Source organism: Micromonospora sp. CA-269861, assembly GCF_050948505.1.
Lineage (GTDB): Bacteria > Actinomycetota > Actinomycetes > Mycobacteriales > Micromonosporaceae > Micromonospora.
Map to the genome: position 1 here is coordinate 5,097,272 of NZ_CP192014.1, position 14,718 is coordinate 5,111,989.

At 69.3% G+C, this 14,718-nt stretch carries 13 protein-coding genes and 1 tRNA gene; 5 read left to right on the forward strand and 9 right to left on the reverse strand.

The window, feature by feature from the left end; translation table 11 throughout:
- Nucleotides 1-49: 49 nt before the first annotated feature.
- The 8 genes from polA to ACQP0U_RS23235 form a co-directional block, all read right to left on the reverse strand.
- Nucleotides 50-2,749 carry a DNA polymerase I gene (gene polA / locus ACQP0U_RS23200; protein ID WP_433310666.1) on the reverse strand — a complete coding sequence of 900 codons (2,700 nt, stop codon included), beginning with the start codon at nucleotides 2,747-2,749 and terminating at the stop codon, nucleotides 50-52.
- Between the two features lie 136 nt (nucleotides 2,750-2,885).
- Nucleotides 2,886-3,599: an ABC transporter ATP-binding protein gene (locus ACQP0U_RS23205; RefSeq protein ID WP_354945233.1), complete on the reverse strand. Its 714-nt coding sequence runs from the start codon at nucleotides 3,597-3,599 to the stop codon at nucleotides 2,886-2,888.
- Nucleotides 3,586-4,527, reverse strand: a complete 942-nt coding sequence (locus ACQP0U_RS23210) for an ABC transporter ATP-binding protein (RefSeq protein WP_433310670.1) — start codon at nucleotides 4,525-4,527, stop codon at nucleotides 3,586-3,588. Before ACQP0U_RS23210 ends, ACQP0U_RS23205 begins: the two co-directional genes overlap by 14 nt.
- Nucleotides 4,520-5,677: a branched-chain amino acid ABC transporter permease gene (locus ACQP0U_RS23215; protein WP_433310673.1), complete on the reverse strand. Its 1,158-nt coding sequence runs from the start codon at nucleotides 5,675-5,677 to the stop codon at nucleotides 4,520-4,522. The genes ACQP0U_RS23210 and ACQP0U_RS23215 overlap by 8 nt, the downstream gene beginning before the upstream one ends.
- Nucleotides 5,674-6,657: a branched-chain amino acid ABC transporter permease gene (locus tag ACQP0U_RS23220; RefSeq protein WP_433310676.1), complete on the reverse strand. Its 984-nt coding sequence runs from the start codon at nucleotides 6,655-6,657 to the stop codon at nucleotides 5,674-5,676. Before ACQP0U_RS23220 ends, ACQP0U_RS23215 begins: the two co-directional genes overlap by 4 nt.
- Nucleotides 6,658-6,723: 66 nt before the next feature.
- Nucleotides 6,724-7,875, reverse strand: coding sequence for a branched-chain amino acid ABC transporter substrate-binding protein (locus ACQP0U_RS23225; protein WP_433310679.1), 1,152 nt, complete (start codon nucleotides 7,873-7,875; stop codon nucleotides 6,724-6,726).
- Between the two features lie 366 nt (nucleotides 7,876-8,241).
- Complete coding sequence (locus ACQP0U_RS23230; RefSeq protein WP_433310682.1) at nucleotides 8,242-9,429, reverse strand: hypothetical protein; 1,188 nt, start codon at nucleotides 9,427-9,429, stop codon at nucleotides 8,242-8,244.
- Between the two features lie 66 nt (nucleotides 9,430-9,495).
- Entirely contained in the window at nucleotides 9,496-10,119 is a 624-nt protein-coding gene (locus ACQP0U_RS23235; protein ID WP_130402813.1) for an ANTAR domain-containing response regulator, read from the reverse strand.
- Nucleotides 10,120-10,202: 83 nt separating this feature from the next.
- On the opposite strand from ACQP0U_RS23235, the gene ACQP0U_RS23240 reads away from it, so the two are divergent.
- The 3 genes from ACQP0U_RS23240 (at nucleotide 10,203) to ACQP0U_RS23250 (ending at nucleotide 11,809) form a co-directional block, all read left to right on the forward strand.
- Nucleotides 10,203-10,285: transfer RNA gene (locus ACQP0U_RS23240), tRNA-Leu, on the forward strand.
- A gap of 358 nt (nucleotides 10,286-10,643) precedes the next feature.
- Complete coding sequence (locus ACQP0U_RS23245; RefSeq protein WP_433310685.1) at nucleotides 10,644-11,066, forward strand: hypothetical protein; 423 nt, start codon at nucleotides 10,644-10,646, stop codon at nucleotides 11,064-11,066.
- Nucleotides 11,067-11,158: 92 nt separating this feature from the next.
- Nucleotides 11,159-11,809: an NAD-dependent epimerase/dehydratase family protein gene (locus tag ACQP0U_RS23250; protein ID WP_433310688.1), complete on the forward strand. Its 651-nt coding sequence runs from the start codon at nucleotides 11,159-11,161 to the stop codon at nucleotides 11,807-11,809.
- 7 nt (nucleotides 11,810-11,816) lie between these two features.
- Here ACQP0U_RS23250 and ACQP0U_RS23255 read toward each other — a convergent pair whose 3' ends face one another.
- Nucleotides 11,817-12,995, reverse strand: coding sequence for a trans-sulfuration enzyme family protein (locus ACQP0U_RS23255; protein ID WP_433310691.1), 1,179 nt, complete (start codon nucleotides 12,993-12,995; stop codon nucleotides 11,817-11,819).
- 83 nt (nucleotides 12,996-13,078) lie between these two features.
- Here ACQP0U_RS23255 and ACQP0U_RS23260 point away from each other — a divergent pair, with 83 nt between their 5' ends.
- Together ACQP0U_RS23260 and ACQP0U_RS23265 are read left to right on the forward strand one after the other, a co-directional pair.
- Nucleotides 13,079-13,558, forward strand: a complete 480-nt coding sequence (locus ACQP0U_RS23260) for an Lrp/AsnC family transcriptional regulator (RefSeq protein ID WP_433310694.1) — start codon at nucleotides 13,079-13,081, stop codon at nucleotides 13,556-13,558.
- Between the two features lie 75 nt (nucleotides 13,559-13,633).
- Nucleotides 13,634-14,644 (forward strand): LLM class flavin-dependent oxidoreductase, encoded by a 1,011-nt coding sequence (locus tag ACQP0U_RS23265; protein WP_433310696.1) that lies wholly within the window; start codon nucleotides 13,634-13,636, stop codon nucleotides 14,642-14,644.
- The last annotated feature ends 74 nt before the right edge of the window (nucleotides 14,645-14,718 follow it).

Here is a 14,718-nt window from a genome sequence, read left to right on the forward strand (position 1 = left end):
TTGCCCCGGAACCGCCACACCGCAACCACCGGAACGCGACCAGCGAAGATCAGTGATCCGCGCTGTTCCAGTCCCGGCCCAGGCCGACGGACACCTCGAGCGGCACCGACAGCGGGTACGCCCCGCCCATCTCGCGCCGAACCAGTGCCTCCAGTGCCTCCCGCTCGCCCGGGGCGACCTCGAAGACCAGTTCGTCGTGCACCTGCAGCAGCATCCGTGAGCGCAGCCCGGCCTCGCCGAGCGCGGTGTCGACGTGCAGCATCGCCACCTTGATGATGTCGGCGGCGGAGCCCTGGATGGGGGCGTTGAGTGCCATCCGCTCGGCGATGTCGCGGCGCTGCCGGTTGTCGCTGACCAGGTCGGGCAGGTAGCGGCGCCGGCCCAGGATGGTCGAGGTGTAGCCGTCCTGGCGGGCTCGGGCGACCACCTGCTGGAGGTAGTCGCGCACCCCACCGAAGCCGGCGAAGTAGTTCTCCATCAGCCCGCGCGCCTCTTCGGTGCTGATGCTGAGCTGTTGGGACAGGCCGAAGGCGCTGAGCCCGTACGCCAGGCCGTAGTTCATGGCCTTGATCTTGCGGCGCTGGTCGGGGGTGACCTCGTCGAGCGGCACCCCGAAGACCGACGAGGCGGTGGCGGCGTGGAAGTCGGCACCGGAGTTGAACGCGTCGATCAGCGCGTCGTCCGAGCTGAGGTGCGCCATGATGCGCATCTCGATCTGGCTGTAGTCGGCGGTGAGCAGACACTCGTAGCCCTCCCCCACCACGAAGGCCCGCCGGATCCGGCGGCCCTCCTCGGTGCGGATCGGGATGTTCTGCAGGTTGGGCTCGGTGGAGGAGAGCCGGCCGGTGGCCGCCACGGTCTGGTTGAAGGTGGTGTGGATCCGCCCGTCGTCGGAGACCGACTTGAGCAGCCCGTCGACCGTCGACTTGAGCTTGGCCACGTCGCGGTGCCGCAGCAGGTGGGCCAGCACCGCGTGCGGCTGCTGCGCGTAGAGCCACTGCAGGGCGTCGGCGTCGGTGGTGTAACCCGTCTTGATCTTCTTGGTCTTCGGCAGGCCCAGCTCGGTGAAGAGGATCTCCTGCAACTGCTTGGGCGAACCGAGGTTGAACTCCCGACCCACCGCCTCGTACGCGCCCTGCGCGGCGGCCTTCACCTCGGCGGCGAAGTGGGCCTCCAGCTCGGACAGGTAGTGGGTGTCGGCGGCGATGCCGGTGCTCTCCATGGTGGCCAGCACCCGCATCAACGGCAGCTCCACGCCGGCCATCAGCCGGGCGGACTGCTCGCCGTCGCGGGACAGCTCGGCGTCGATCGCGTCGGCCAGGTCGAGAGTGGCCCGGGCCTGGAGCATCAGGTTCTGCTCGACCACTCCCTCGTCGCCGAGGCCGTCGAGGGTGAGCTGGCCGGACTCGGGGACGTCGACCCGCAGCTCCCGGTGCAGGTAGCGCAGCGCCAGGTCGGTCAGGTCGTAGGACCGCTGGTCGGGGCGGGCCAGGTACGCGGCGATCTGGGTGTCGCGGACGATGCCGGCGAGCTGCCAGCCGTGCGCGGCGCAGGCCAGCACGGCCGGCTTGCTGTCGTGCAGCACCTTGGGGCGCTGCGCGTCGGCCAACCAGCTGGCCAGGGCGCCCTCGTCGGTCGGGTCGAGCTGCGCCGGGTCGACCCAGGCCGCGGCACCGCCGGCGGTGGCCAGCGCGAGCCCGGTGATCGATGCGGTGTGCCGGCGGTTGGGGCCGGTGTCGAGCTTGACCGCCAGGCCGACCTGGGTGCCGGTCGGGACGTGCGTGGTCAGCCACCCGGCCAGCGCGCCGGGCTCGGTGAGCACCTCGCCGGTGAGGTCGAAGCCGGACTCGGCCTCCGGCTCGACCGCCTCCAGGTACTGGTAGAGACGGTCGCGCAGGATGCGGAACTCCAGGGTGTCGAAGACCTGGTGCACCGCCTCCCGGTCCCAGCCCGTCCAGCGGGTGTCCTCGGGGCGCAGCGGCAGGTCCAGGTCGGAGACGAGACGGTTGATCTCGTAGTTGCGGATCACGTCGGCGAGCCGCTCCCGGAGGCTGTCGCCGGCCTTGCCCTTGATCTCGTCGGCCCGGGCGATCACGCCCTCCACCCCGCCGTACGTGGTGATCCATTTGGCTGCGGTCTTCGGGCCGACGCCCGGGATGCCGGGCAGGTTGTCACTGGTCTCGCCGACCAGCGCGGCGAGGTCGCGGTACTGCTGCGGCGGAACGCCGTACTTCGCCTCGATCGCGGCCGGGTCCATCCGGGCCAGGTCGGAGACGCCCTTGCGCGGGTAGAGGACGGTGATCTGGTCGTCGACCAGTTGGAACGCGTCGCGGTCGCCGCTGCTGACCAGCACCGACATGCCCTGGTCGCGGGCCTGGCAGGCGAGCGTGGCGATCACGTCGTCGGCCTCGAAGCCCTCTTTCTCGACCACCGGGATCTGCAGCGCGGCCAGGACCTCCTTGACCAGGCTGACCTGGCCCTTGAAGTCGGTCGGGGTCTCGCTGCGGCCGGCCTTGTACTCCGCGTATTTGTCGGTGCGGAAGGAATGGCGGGAGACGTCGAAGGCCACCACGATGTGGGTGGGCTGCTCGTCGCGCAGCACGTTGATCAGCATCGAGGTGAAGCCGTACACCGCGTTGGTCGGCTGCCCCGTCGTGGTGGAGAAGTTTTCCACAGGCAGGGCGAAGAAAGCCCGGTATGCCATGGAATGTCCGTCGACGAGAAGCAGGCGCGGTGTCGTAGCTGTCACGGCAGCGACTCTAGTCCGTCGCACCGACATCCCTGGCCCTCGGCACGGGGTGCCGCGACACCGAGACGACAGCCGGCCCGAACGCCGGCGGCCGGCCACCCCCGCGAGGGGATGACCGGCCGCCGTCTCGGCTGGCTCAGGCCACGCCGAGGTACGCCTCCTTGACCGACGGGTCGTGCAGCAGGTCCTGACCGGACCCCTCCTTCACGATCCGACCGGTCTCCAGCACGTAACCGCGGTGTGCCCGCGACAGCGCCTGCTGGGCGTTCTGCTCCACCAGCAGGATCGTGGTGCCCTGCTGGTTGATCTCGGTGATGATGTCGAAGATCTGCCGGATCACCAACGGGGCCAGCCCCATCGACGGCTCGTCGAGCAGCAGCAGCTTCGGTCGGCTCATCAGCGCCCGACCGACAGCGAGCATCTGCTGCTCGCCGCCGGAGAGGGTGCCACCGGCCTGCTTGCGCCGCTCGGCCAGCCGCGGGAAGAGGGTCAGCACCCGCTCCAGGTCGGCGGCGATGCCGGCGGAGTCCCGCCGGGTGTACGCCCCCATGTCCAGGTTCTCCATGACCGTCATACCCGGGAAGATCTGCCGTCCCTCCGGCGACTGACACAGCCCCCGGACCACCCGCAGGTCGGCCCGGAGCTTGCTGATGTCCTCGCCGTTGAACGTGATCTTGCCCTCGGCCAGCGACCTGGTCCCGGAGATGGCCCGCATGGTGGTGGTCTTACCGGCGCCGTTCGCGCCGATCAGGGCCACCACCTCACCCTCGTTGACGGTGAGGCTGATTCCGTGCAGCGCCTCGATCCGGCCGTACGCGACGGCGACGTTCTCCAGCTCAAGCAGCGTCATCGGCGGGCTCCCCCAGGTACGCGGCGATCACCTTCGGATCGCGGCTGACCTCCGCGGGCGCACCCTCGGCGATCTTGCGGCCGAACTCCAGCACCACGATCCGATCCGTGACACCCATGACCAGCCGCATGTCGTGCTCGATGAGCAGGACGGTGAGCCCCATGCCACGGATGTTGCGGATCAGGGTGAGGAGTTCCTCCTTCTCCGCCGGGTTGAAGCCGGCGGCCGGCTCGTCCAGGCAGATCAGCTTCGGCTCGGTGGCCAACGCGCGGGCGATCTCCAACCGACGCTGGTAGCCGTACGGCAGGTTGCGCGCCTCGTCGTTGGCCCGGTCGGCGATCCCGACGAAGCGGAGCAGCTCGAGCGCCTTCCTCTCGGCCGCCCGCTCCTCCAGGATGTGCCGCGACAAGCCGAAGATCTTGGCGGCCGACAGGCGCACCTGCTGCCAGGTCCGGACGATCCCGGACGTGGCGGTGACCTGCGGCAGCTCCTCCGGCTTGGGCCGCACCCGGTAGAGCCGGAACAGCGCACCGGGCACGCTCGTCTTGTGCCGGGAGTCGGTCCCGACCATCACGTTCTCGAGCGCCGTCATCTCCGGGAAGAGACGGATGTTCTGGAACGTCCGAGAGATGCCCAGCTGGCTGATCTGGTGCGGCTTGCGGCCGGTCACCTTCTGGCCGCGGAACCGGACCGCGCCGGAGGTCGGCTTGTAGACCCCGGTCATCACGTTGAAGCTGGTGGTCTTGCCGGCACCGTTCGGCCCGATGAGGCCGAGAATCTCACCCTCGTAGATCTGGAAATTGATCTTGTCGAGGGCGACCACACCGCCGAAGCGGAGCGTGACGTCGTCGACTTCGAGCAGTACCGTCCGGGGCCCCGCCTGAGTGGGGATCTTCGGCGTGGTGGTGCTGGTGGTCTGGTCAGACATGAGCGGGCGCCTCCTCTGCCTCTGCCGCGCGGTCCTTCAACTCGCGGGCACGCCGCCGGCTCGGGACCAGGCCCTGCGGACGCAGGATCATCACCAACACCATGGCCAGACCGAACACCAACCACCGGTAGTCGGCGAAGTCACGGAACCGCTCCGGCAGGTACGCCAGCAGCACCGCGCCGAGCGAGACGCCGATCATGTTGCCGGAGCCACCGACCACCACCATGGCCACGAACAGGATGGACAGGTTCGCGTTGAACTGGGTCGGGTCGATGAACGCGTTCCGGCTGCCGAAGAGGAAGCCGGACAGGCCACCGAGCGCGGCACCGATGGCGAACGCCCAGAGCTTGAACTTGAACGGGTACACGCCCATCACCGCTGCGGCGTCCTCGTCCTCCCGCACGGCCAACCACGCCCGGCCGACCCGGCTGTGCTCCAGCCGACGGACCAGGAACACCATGATCAGCACGAAGGTGATCGCCAACCAGTACCAGGGCTTCGCGTCGATCAGACCGAAGACCTTGTTGTCCGGCGAAGGCGCGCCCTCGGGACCGGGGATGGCCGAGATACCGACCGGGCCGTTGGTCAGCCCGGTGGCGTTACGGGCCACGATCCGGATGATCTCGCCGAAGCCCAGCGTCACGATGGCCAGGTAGTCACCGCGCAGCCGCAGCGTCGGCCAGCCCAGCAGCACCCCGGAGATCATCGTCAGCACGATCGCGATGAACAAACAGATCGCCCAGGTCACCGCCCAGGTCGGCGGCAGGTTGAACTCCTGCTGGATCCACTTCACCACCGGCGAGTTCACCGAGCCGAACAGCGCCACGCTGTACGCCCCGATGGCGAAGAAGCCGATGTAGCCCAGGTCGAGCAGGCCGGCGAGACCGACCACCACGTTCAGGCCGATGGCGACAAGCACGTAGATGGCACAGACGAAGAGCACACCCGCCCAGTTGTTGCCGCCCTCGATCGAGTCGGTACGCAACCAGGTCAGGCCCGGGATGCCGAGCAGCGGCAGGTAGTAGAGGAACGCCACGAAGGCGGCGAGCCCGAGGGCCTGCTGCCACTTCGTCAGCGAACGCCAGCGGTCGCCGATCGAGGTCAGCATGCCGACCCGACGGCGGTCTGCGGAGCGAATCTTGTCGATCATGCGCGGGCCCTCCCGAGCGACTCACCCAACAGGCCGGTGGGCCGGAACATCAGCACCACGATCAGCACCACGAAGGCGATGACGTCCTCCCAGTTGGAGGCGAAGAGCGTGGCGCCGTAGACCTCGACGATGCCGAGGAAGAGACCACCCAACAGCGCGCCGCGCAGGTTGCCGATACCACCCAGCACGGCGGCGGTGAACGCCTTCAGACCGAGCACGAAGCCGATGCTGTTCTGGGTGAAGCCGAACCGCATGCTCCACAGCAGCGCGGCGGCGCCGGCCATGATGCCACCGAGCACGAAGATCAGCATGATCACGCGCTCCTGGTTGACGCCCATCAGCGCGGCGGTCTCCGGGTTCTGGGCCACCGCACGCACGCCCCGGCCGTACCGGGTGCGGTTGATGAACCAGTCCAGTACCGCCATCATCGCCACGGCCGCCACGAAGACGATCAGCTGGATGTTCGTGATCGCGGTGTTGCCGATGGTGAACAGGGTCTCCTGCTGGATGATCGTCGGCATACCGACGATCTGCCGGGGCCGGCCGAACGCCTCCGGCAGCACCCCGCCGAGCAGCTTCGGCAGCACCTGCCCGAAGAGTTCCACGAAGACCAGGGACAGACCGATCGCGGTGATCAGGAAGATCAGCGGCGGCGCGTTCTTACGCCGCAACGGCCGGTACGCGATCCGCTCGAGCGCCAGGGCCGTACCGCCGGAGGCGACGGCCGCGACGACCAGACCGAGCACCAGGAGCAGGATCGCCTGGCCGACAGGCGGGTTATTTTGCACCCCGAGCTGGGTCCAGAGGATCAGCACCGAGAAGGTACCGACCATGAACACCTCGGAGTGCGCAAAGTTGATCAGACGAAGGACGCCATAGACGAGGGTGTAACCAAGGGCGATCAGGGCGTAGATGGCGCCCTTGGACAGGCCATCGACCGTGTGCTGGCCGAGATGGCCGATCAGTTCATCGAAATGCACCGGGGGTCTCCTTGAATCGAGAGCGGCCGGGGTGAAACACCCCGGCCGCACTCCATTGCGTGGGCGTCAGCTGAGCTTGAGCTCCTGCAGCGCCTCGATAGCGTTGCCCTTGATCTGGTAGGCCCAGATGACGACCTTCGTCGGGTCGACGTCACCCTTGGAGTCGAACTTGATGTACTTCGACACACCCTGCTTGTCGTACGACTTCACGAACGCCAGGATGTCCGCCCGGGTCTTCTTGCCAGCCTTGAAGGCGTCCAGGTAGACCGTCGCGCCGTCGAAGCCCTCAGCACCGTAGGAGCCCGGCGGGATGCCGTACTTCTTCTGGTAGTCGGCGGAGAAGGTGCCGCCAGCCTTGTCGGCCGGGAGGCACGGGCAGGTGATGATCGCGCCCTCGGCGCCGCCGGAGGCACCCGACGGGAACGCGGTGTCGTAGAGACCGTCCGGGCCGACGAACTTGGCCTGGACACCAGCGGCGCGCATCTGCTTCACCAGCGGAGCGGCCTCACGGGTGTAACCGCCGTAGAAGACGAAGTCGGCCTGCGCGGACTTGATCTTGGAGATGGTGGCGTCGAACTGCGCCTGCCGCTCCTGGATCTTGTCCTTGTTGACCACCAGCGGGCCGAGCTGCTTGCCCAGCTCCTCGGTGATGCCCGCGCCGTACGCGCTGGCGTCATCGACCATGAAGACCTTCTTGGCGTTCTGGGTCTTCAGGTAGCTGGCCACGGCACCGGCCTGCGTGCCGTCGTTACCGACGACCCGGTAGAAGGACGTGTTGCCCTTCTGGGTCAGGTCCGTGCGGGTCGCCGACGGGCTGACCATCGCCAGGCCGGCAGCCTGGTAGATCGGCATCGTCGCGTCCGACTCACCGGAGAAGTGACCACCGATGACACCGAGGAACGAGTTGTCACCCGCGATCTGGTTCGCGAACGGGGTCGCCACCGCAGGGTCACCCTGGGTGTCGAACTCCTGCATGGTGACCTTGCAGTTGGGGTTCGCCGTGTTGAACTGCTCCACGGCGAGCTTCGCGCCGTTCAGCGACGGGATCACCAGACCCGCGTTGTCACCCGTGAACGCACCGAAGATCGCAATCTTGCCACCGCAGTCACCCGACGCGGTCCCACCGTCGCCGCCACCGGAATCCTGGCAACCAGCCGCAACCACCAGGGTCGCGGCGAGCGCCACGGTGCCCAGCGCCCGTACATAGCTTCGCCTCACGGCTTCCTGACCTCCTCGAGATGCGGACGCGGCTGACCCGAAGCGACGGCGACAGCAGCAGACCCGCAATTCCACCCACCTCGCAGGGACTCCCCCTGCGTTACGGCTCGTGATGGCGGAGCGTACCGACACGACATACCGTCCCGGAAGGCCTGGAGCCGGGGTCTGCGAAACCGTTACGAAGACGTGGGCAATCATGTCGATGTCCGTAACAGGTGAATCCGCCAGTCGGTCCTTAAACCCACGCCCGGTCGAACTCCGCCCGCACCAACCCGGACCACGCGGACCTGACAAAAAGCCGACTGACCTGCGAAAACGTCCGCGCAAGTCGCAACCCCGGGTGAAGCGGCACCGCACCGTCGACGGTCAGGCCCCCGAGCCGACCGCCCACCACAGCCCGGCCCGTGTGCCGTCGTCCGCCGCCAACCACCAACGGTCACCCACCGCCACCAGCGTCACGTCCCGATCAACACCCGCCGACACATCGAGTGGCATCGTCGCCTCCCGCCACGACCCACCCCGGTCGGTCGACACCCACACCGAATGCCGGGACCCATCCGTCACCGCGGCGAACAGAACGCCCCCGGACGACACCAGCGACCCCACCCCCGGCACCCCGGACCCAGCCCGCCGCCCGAACGACCCGACGGCCACCCAACCCGCCGCCTCCTGCCGCCACGCGCCGAACGTCCCCCCGCGCAGCCCGACCGCCACCGGCACCCCGTCGGCCAGCACCACCCGCTGCAACTCCTCGTACTCCGACCCACCCGGCAACACCGTGCGCCGCCACGACCGCCCGTCCGGCGACGACCACACCGCCGGGTCACGGTCGATCCGGCCAGCCGGCAACAAACCACCCACCGTCAGCCACCCCGACGACGTCGCCACCGCGTCGAACGCCCAGGTCACCCCCACCGCGTCACTGGCCAGCTCCGGCGCACCCTCGACCAGCGCGAACTCCGCCGCGTCCGGCGACGACACCCAGGACGCCGCACCCGCCGACCGGTTACCGACGATCAACCACCCCTGCGGACCGGACGCCAGGCGGGACACGTTCACCGCCGTCGGCCCGCCGTACGTCTCGAACGACGCCTGCACCTCGACCAACGCGCCGTCGGCCACCTGCCGCCACGTGCTCACCCGCGGATAACCGTGCGCACCGCCGGTCTTCGCGCCGATCAACGCCACCTGCCCGTCGCGGCAGGCCGCCGACAGGAACACGTTCTGCCGCCCGTAGAAGGAATCCGGACGCACCGGCAGCACCGTCCACGTCGTACCGTCCACGCTGGTCCAGGCGGCCGGACGCGTGCCACCGTCGGCGTCCACGACACCACCGACCACGAACCACCGACCCGCGCACGACGCCGCGTCCCGCAGCAGCGGACGGCCCGGGCCACCCGGCGGCGCCGGCAGCGTCAGCGGCTGCCAACCCGGCCGCAGCGCCGGCGCGACGGCCGTCGTCGACCCCGCGCCGCCCGGCGCGGCCGACCCGTCGCACCCGGCGAGCAACAGCACGAAGAGGCCGAACACCGCTATCACCCGTCGGACGGACACCAGTCGATGCTAACCACCAGACCCCGCGCACGCTGGCCCAGCGCAGCCCGATGTCACCGGGACCGCTCAGACGGTCGGCTGCTGCGACACCTCGCCGCCGGCGGTCTCCGCGAGGATCCGCTCGGCGACCTCTTTCATGGTCATCCGGTGGTCCATCGCCGTGCGCTGGATCCACTTGAACGCCTGCGGCTCGGTCATCCCGTACGTCGTCATCAGCGCGCCCTTGGCGCGCTCCACCGACTTACGGATCTCCAGGCGGTCGGTCAGGCTCGCGACCTCCGCCTCCAGGGCCGCGACCTCCGAGTAACGCGACAGCGCGATCTCCACCGCCGGGACCAGGTCGCTCTTCTGGAAAGGCTTCACCAGGTACGCCATTGCGCCCGCCGCCCGCGCCCGCTCCACCAGATCACGCTGGCTGAACGCGGTCAGAATGATCACCGGGGCGATCCGGGCACCGGCGATGCGCTCGGCGGCGGCCAGCCCATCCATGATCGGCATCTTGATGTCGAGGATGACGAGGTCAGGCTTCAACTCCTCGGCGAGGCGCACGGCTGTCTCGCCGTCACCGGCCTCCCCGACCACCTCGTAACCCTCTTCGACCAGCATCTCGGCGAGGTCCAGCCGGATCAGCGCCTCGTCCTCGGCGATCAGTACGCGCCTGCGCTCGGCATCCGTCGGCATCTCAGCCACCAGCCCTACCCCCACCATCGATCACTGCACGGCTACCACCCATGCTCCCGCATGAGAGTAGTCGGGTACAGTAGGCGCCACCCGCCGGGATGGTGGAACGGCATACACGGAAGTCTCAAACACTTCTGCCCGAAAGGGCTTGCGGGTTCGAATCCCGCTCCCGGCACCCTGTCATACATCTGTTCGACGATGTGGGCGTGCACCCACCGCAGATGCGGGCACAAGCCCGCGCCCTCCGCGCTCGCGGACACAGCATCCACTCCGTAGCCCGCACGCTCTCGTTGCCGTACCCGACGGTCTGGCACTGGTGCGTCGATCGACCCGAGCCGGTGAAGCGCGGCACAGAGCTACGGTGCTTCCGATGCCTGCCGGATGTCCAGAATCCGACCGACCCCGCCGCCTACGCCTACCTGCTCGGTCTCTACCTGGGTGACGGCCACCTCGTGACGAGGGCACGTGTTCCGGTGTTGCGCATCTACTGTTCCAATACCTGGCCCGGGCTGATCGAGGCGTGCGATGTGGCCATGCGAGCCGTGTTGGCCTCGAAGGTGCAACGGGTCCAGAAGCAGGGTTGCGTGGGCGTGCAGAGTTACGGCCTCCACTGGCCCTGCCTGCTCCCGCAGCACGGTCCCGGCAAGAAGCACGAGCGACCGATCGTCCTCGCCGACTGGCAACGACCGATCATCGAACAGCACCCCGGCGACTTCCTGAGAGGGCTGTTCCACTCCGACGGCTGCCGCACCGCCAACCGGGTGATCGTGCGAGGCAAGGCGTACGTCTACCCGCGCTACATGTTCGTCAACGAGTCGGCCGACATCATGGGGCTCTGCCAGTGGGGCCTCGACCTGCTCGGCGTCGCCTGGCGGATGAACCGACGCAACTCGCTGTCGGTGGCGCGGCGCGACGCCGTCGCCACTCTGGATCGGCACGTCGGCCCGAAGTCCTGACCGCTGCCGCGCGGATCACGCCGACCGTGGGAGCCTGGCTGACGCACGGGCGGATGGCCGGTGGCGGTGGGCGGCGACAGGGGTGGGATCTGATGCGGGTGGTTGTCTTCGGTGCGACCGGGATGGTCGGTCAGGGCGTGTTGCGCGAGTGCCTGCTCGCCGATGACGTGCGGGAGGTGCTGGCTGTCGGTCGGAGGCCGACCGGCCGGCAGGACCCGAAGCTGCGGGAGCTGACGGTCGCGGACGTGGGCGAGTTGGACGCGGTGCGCGCCGAGTTGACGGGCGTCGACGCGTGTTTCTACTGCCTGGGTGTGTCCTCGTTGGGTCTGGACGAGGCCGCGTACACGCGGGTCAGCTACGACTACCCCCTCGCTGCGGCGCGGTTGTTGGCGGAGGTGAGTCCGCAGGTCACGTTCGTCTACGTCTCGGGGCAGGGGACCGATTCGTCGGGTGAGGGTCGGGTGATGTGGGCGCGGGTCAAGGGTCGTGCCGAGAACGCGATCATGGATCTGCTGCCCAACGGCTACGCGGCGCGGCCGGGGTTCATCCAGCCGACGTACGGGGCGGTGTCGAAGACCCGGTGGTACCGGTTCGGGTACGCGGTGACGCGTCCGCTGTTCCCGGTGCTGCGTCGGGCCTTCCCGAATCAGGTCACCACGACCGACGGGATCGGTCGGGCGATGCTGCGGGTGGCCCGGGAGGGTTCGCCGGTCCGGGTGTTGGGCAACCGCGAGCTGCGCTGACCAGCCCCTAGACGATCGTGTCGAGGGCCTGGGCGAGGTCGGCGCGTAGGTCCTCGGGGTCTTCGAGGCCGACCGAGAGTCGCAGCAGGGCGGCGGCGGGTTTGGCGTCGCCCTCGACCGGGCGGTGGGTGAGTGAGGCGGGGTGCTGGATGAGGGTGTCGACGCCGCCGAGGGACACCGCGTGGGTGATGAGCCGGCAGGCGCCGGCGACGGCGGCCGCGGCGGGCGCGCCACCGCGTACCTCGAAGGCGAGCAGGCTGCCGGGTCCGGCCATCTGCCGCCCGACCAGCGCCGCCGGGTCGTGCACCGAGGGGTGGTGCACCCGGTGTACGGCGGGGTGGCCGGCGAGCCAGCCGGCGAGTTTCTCGGCGGCGGCCTGTTGGGCGCGGACCCGCAGCGGCAGGGTTTGCAGGCCGCGGTGCAGCAGGTAGCCGCCGAGTGGGTGCAGGATCGCGCCGGTGACCGCGCGGACCTGGCGTAGGCGGACGGCCCAGGTGTCGTCGCAGGCGACGACGCCGGCGAGGACGTCGCCGTGCCCGCCGATGCTCTTGGTGGCGCTGTGCAGGACGAGGGTGGCGCCGTGGCGGGCGGGTTGTTGCAGGACGGGGGTGGCGACGGTGTTGTCGACAAGCAGTGGGATGTCGCCGGCCGAGGCGGCGAGGGCGGCGATGTCGACCAGGTCGAGGCTGGGGTTGGCGGGTGTCTCGACGATGATCAGTGCGGTGTCGGGGCGGATGGCGGCGGCGACCTCGTCGGGGCGTGTCCAGGTGACTGTGGTGCCGAGCAGGCCGGTGGCGAGGACGTGGTCGGTGCCGCCGTAGAGGGGTCGGACGGCGACGACGTGCCGGCGGTCGTCGCGGGCGGCGGCGAGCAGGGTGGCGGTGAGGGCGGCCATGCCGCTGGCGAAGGCGACGGCCTGGGCGGTGCCTTCGAGTTCGGCGAGGGCGGTTTCGAAGCGGGCGACTGTGGGGTTCCAGAGCCGTTGGTAGACGGCGCTGCCGTCGGTGGGGAGGGTGCCGCCGGTGGCGAGTTGTTCGTACGCGGCGCCGCCGTCGTCGACGGATGGCAGTGGGTTGGTGGTGGACAGGTCGATGGGCGGTACGTGCACGCCGAGGGTGCGGAGGTCGTCGCGGCCGGCGTGCACGGCCCGGGTGTCCATCGTTGTCATGCCTGAAGCGTCGAACATCCGTCGGCCAACAGGCAACAGAACGGCAGATCATTCTGCGAATGGGGTTGGTTTCCGTGCCGTGTTCGGGCGAGGATGGCGGAATGCCCTCTGAGCCGAATGATGTGCGGCCGTATCCGGCCCTGGACGAGGTGGATCGCGCGATCCTGACCGAGTTGGCGGCGGACGGCCGTTTGCCGAACAACGCTCTCGCCGAGCGGGTGGGCGTAGCGCCGTCGACGTGTCTGACGCGTACCCGGGCGCTGCGCGAGCGCGGTGCGATCCGTGGCTTCTACGCCGAGGTGGATCCGGCGGCGCTCGGTCTGCCGTTGCAGGCGTTGGTGTCGGTGCGGTTGACAGCGCACGAGCGGGCGGCGGTGGACGCGTTCCGGGCCCGGTCGGTGCGGCTGCCGGGGGTGGTGTCGGTGTTCCACGTGGCCGGCGCGGAGGACTACGTGCTGCATGTGCGGGCGGCGTCCGGGGACGCGTTGCGGGACTTCGTGCTTGACCATCTGGCTGTCGACCCGGTGGTGCAGCACACGCAGACCAGCCTGATCTTCGAGCAGGCGCGCGGCATGGGTTGAGCGGCGGAGGGTGAGGTGACCGACGAAAACCGGTATGCCGGAACAAAGCCGGCCGATGACGGGTTGGCTGACCGTGTGATCACCGTACCGTTGTCTGTTCTTGATCTTGCCCCGGTCGCCAAGGGCACCACCGCCGGCGCGGCGTTGCAGGCCACCACCGAGCTGGCCCGTCGCACCGAGGAGTTGGGCTACCACCGGTTCTGGGTGGCCGAGCACCACAACATGCCGGCGATCGCCAGTTCCGCCCCCGCGGTGTTGCTGGCGCACCTGGCGGCGAACACGTCGACGATCCGTCTCGGGTCGGGCGGGGTGATGCTGCCGAATCACGCGCCGCTGGTGGTGGCCGAGCAGTTCGGCACGCTGGAGGCGCTGCACCCCGGTCGGATCGACCTGGGCATCGGGCGTGCGCCGGGCACCGACCAGGTGACCGCGCTGGCGTTGCGGCGCACCATGGAGGGCCTGTCGGCGGAGGGTTTCCCGCGCGAGTTGACCGACCTGATGAACTACTTCAGCGGGGAGAAGCCGGGGCAGATCATCGCCACTCCGGGCCGCGGTGAGCAGCCGGCCGTGTGGCTGCTGGGTTCCAGCGGTTTCAGCGCCCAGCTCGCCGGCCTGCTCGGTCTGCCGTTCTCCTTCGCGCACCACTTCAGCTCGGCGAACACCCTGCCGGCGTTGGCCCTGTACCGGCAGAACTTCCGGCCGTCGCAGTGGCTGGACAAGCCGTACGCGATGGTGGCGGTCAACGCGGTGTGCGCGGAGACCGACGAGCGGGCCGAGTGGTTGGCCGGGCCGAGCGCCCTGTCGTTCCTGAAGTTGCGCTCCGGGCGGCCGGAGCCGCTGTCGACGCCCGACGAGGCGGCGGCGTACCCGTACTCCGAGATCGAGCGGGAGTTCGTCGTGGCGCGCCGCGACGGTCAGGCGATGGGCTCGCCGGAGACGGTGCGTCGGCAGCTCACCGAGTTGGTGGAGCGCACCGGCGCGGACGAGCTGATGCTGACCACGCTTGTGTACGACGTGCAGGACCGGGTGCGGTCGTACGAGTTGATCGCCGAGCAGGTGGCGGGCGGTCTGCGCCAGCGGGCGTGAAACACGATCTTCACGTCAGCGTCACCCCGCCGACCCGGACGGTGCCTAATGTTGGTTCCGGTGGTGGTACGGCA

What these genes read in the sequence shown, in the direction of transcription:
- ACQP0U_RS23205 (WP_354945233.1), bottom strand. Translation starts at nt 3,599, where the DNA reads ATGACGCTGCTTGAGCTGGAGAACGTCGCCGTCGCGTACGGCCGGATC.
- ACQP0U_RS23210 (WP_433310670.1), bottom strand. Translation starts at nt 4,527, where the DNA reads ATGTCTGACCAGACCACCAGCACCACCACGCCGAAGATCCCCACTCAG.
- ACQP0U_RS23215 (WP_433310673.1), bottom strand. Translation starts at nt 5,677, where the DNA reads ATGATCGACAAGATTCGCTCCGCAGACCGCCGTCGGGTCGGCATGCTG.
- ACQP0U_RS23245 (WP_433310685.1), top strand. Translation starts at nt 10,644, where the DNA reads ATGCGAGCCGTGTTGGCCTCGAAGGTGCAACGGGTCCAGAAGCAGGGT.
- ACQP0U_RS23250 (WP_433310688.1), top strand. Translation starts at nt 11,159, where the DNA reads ATGCGGGTGGTTGTCTTCGGTGCGACCGGGATGGTCGGTCAGGGCGTG.
- ACQP0U_RS23255 (WP_433310691.1), bottom strand. Translation starts at nt 12,995, where the DNA reads ATGTTCGACGCTTCAGGCATGACAACGATGGACACCCGGGCCGTGCAC.
- ACQP0U_RS23260 (WP_433310694.1), top strand. Translation starts at nt 13,079, where the DNA reads ATGCCCTCTGAGCCGAATGATGTGCGGCCGTATCCGGCCCTGGACGAG.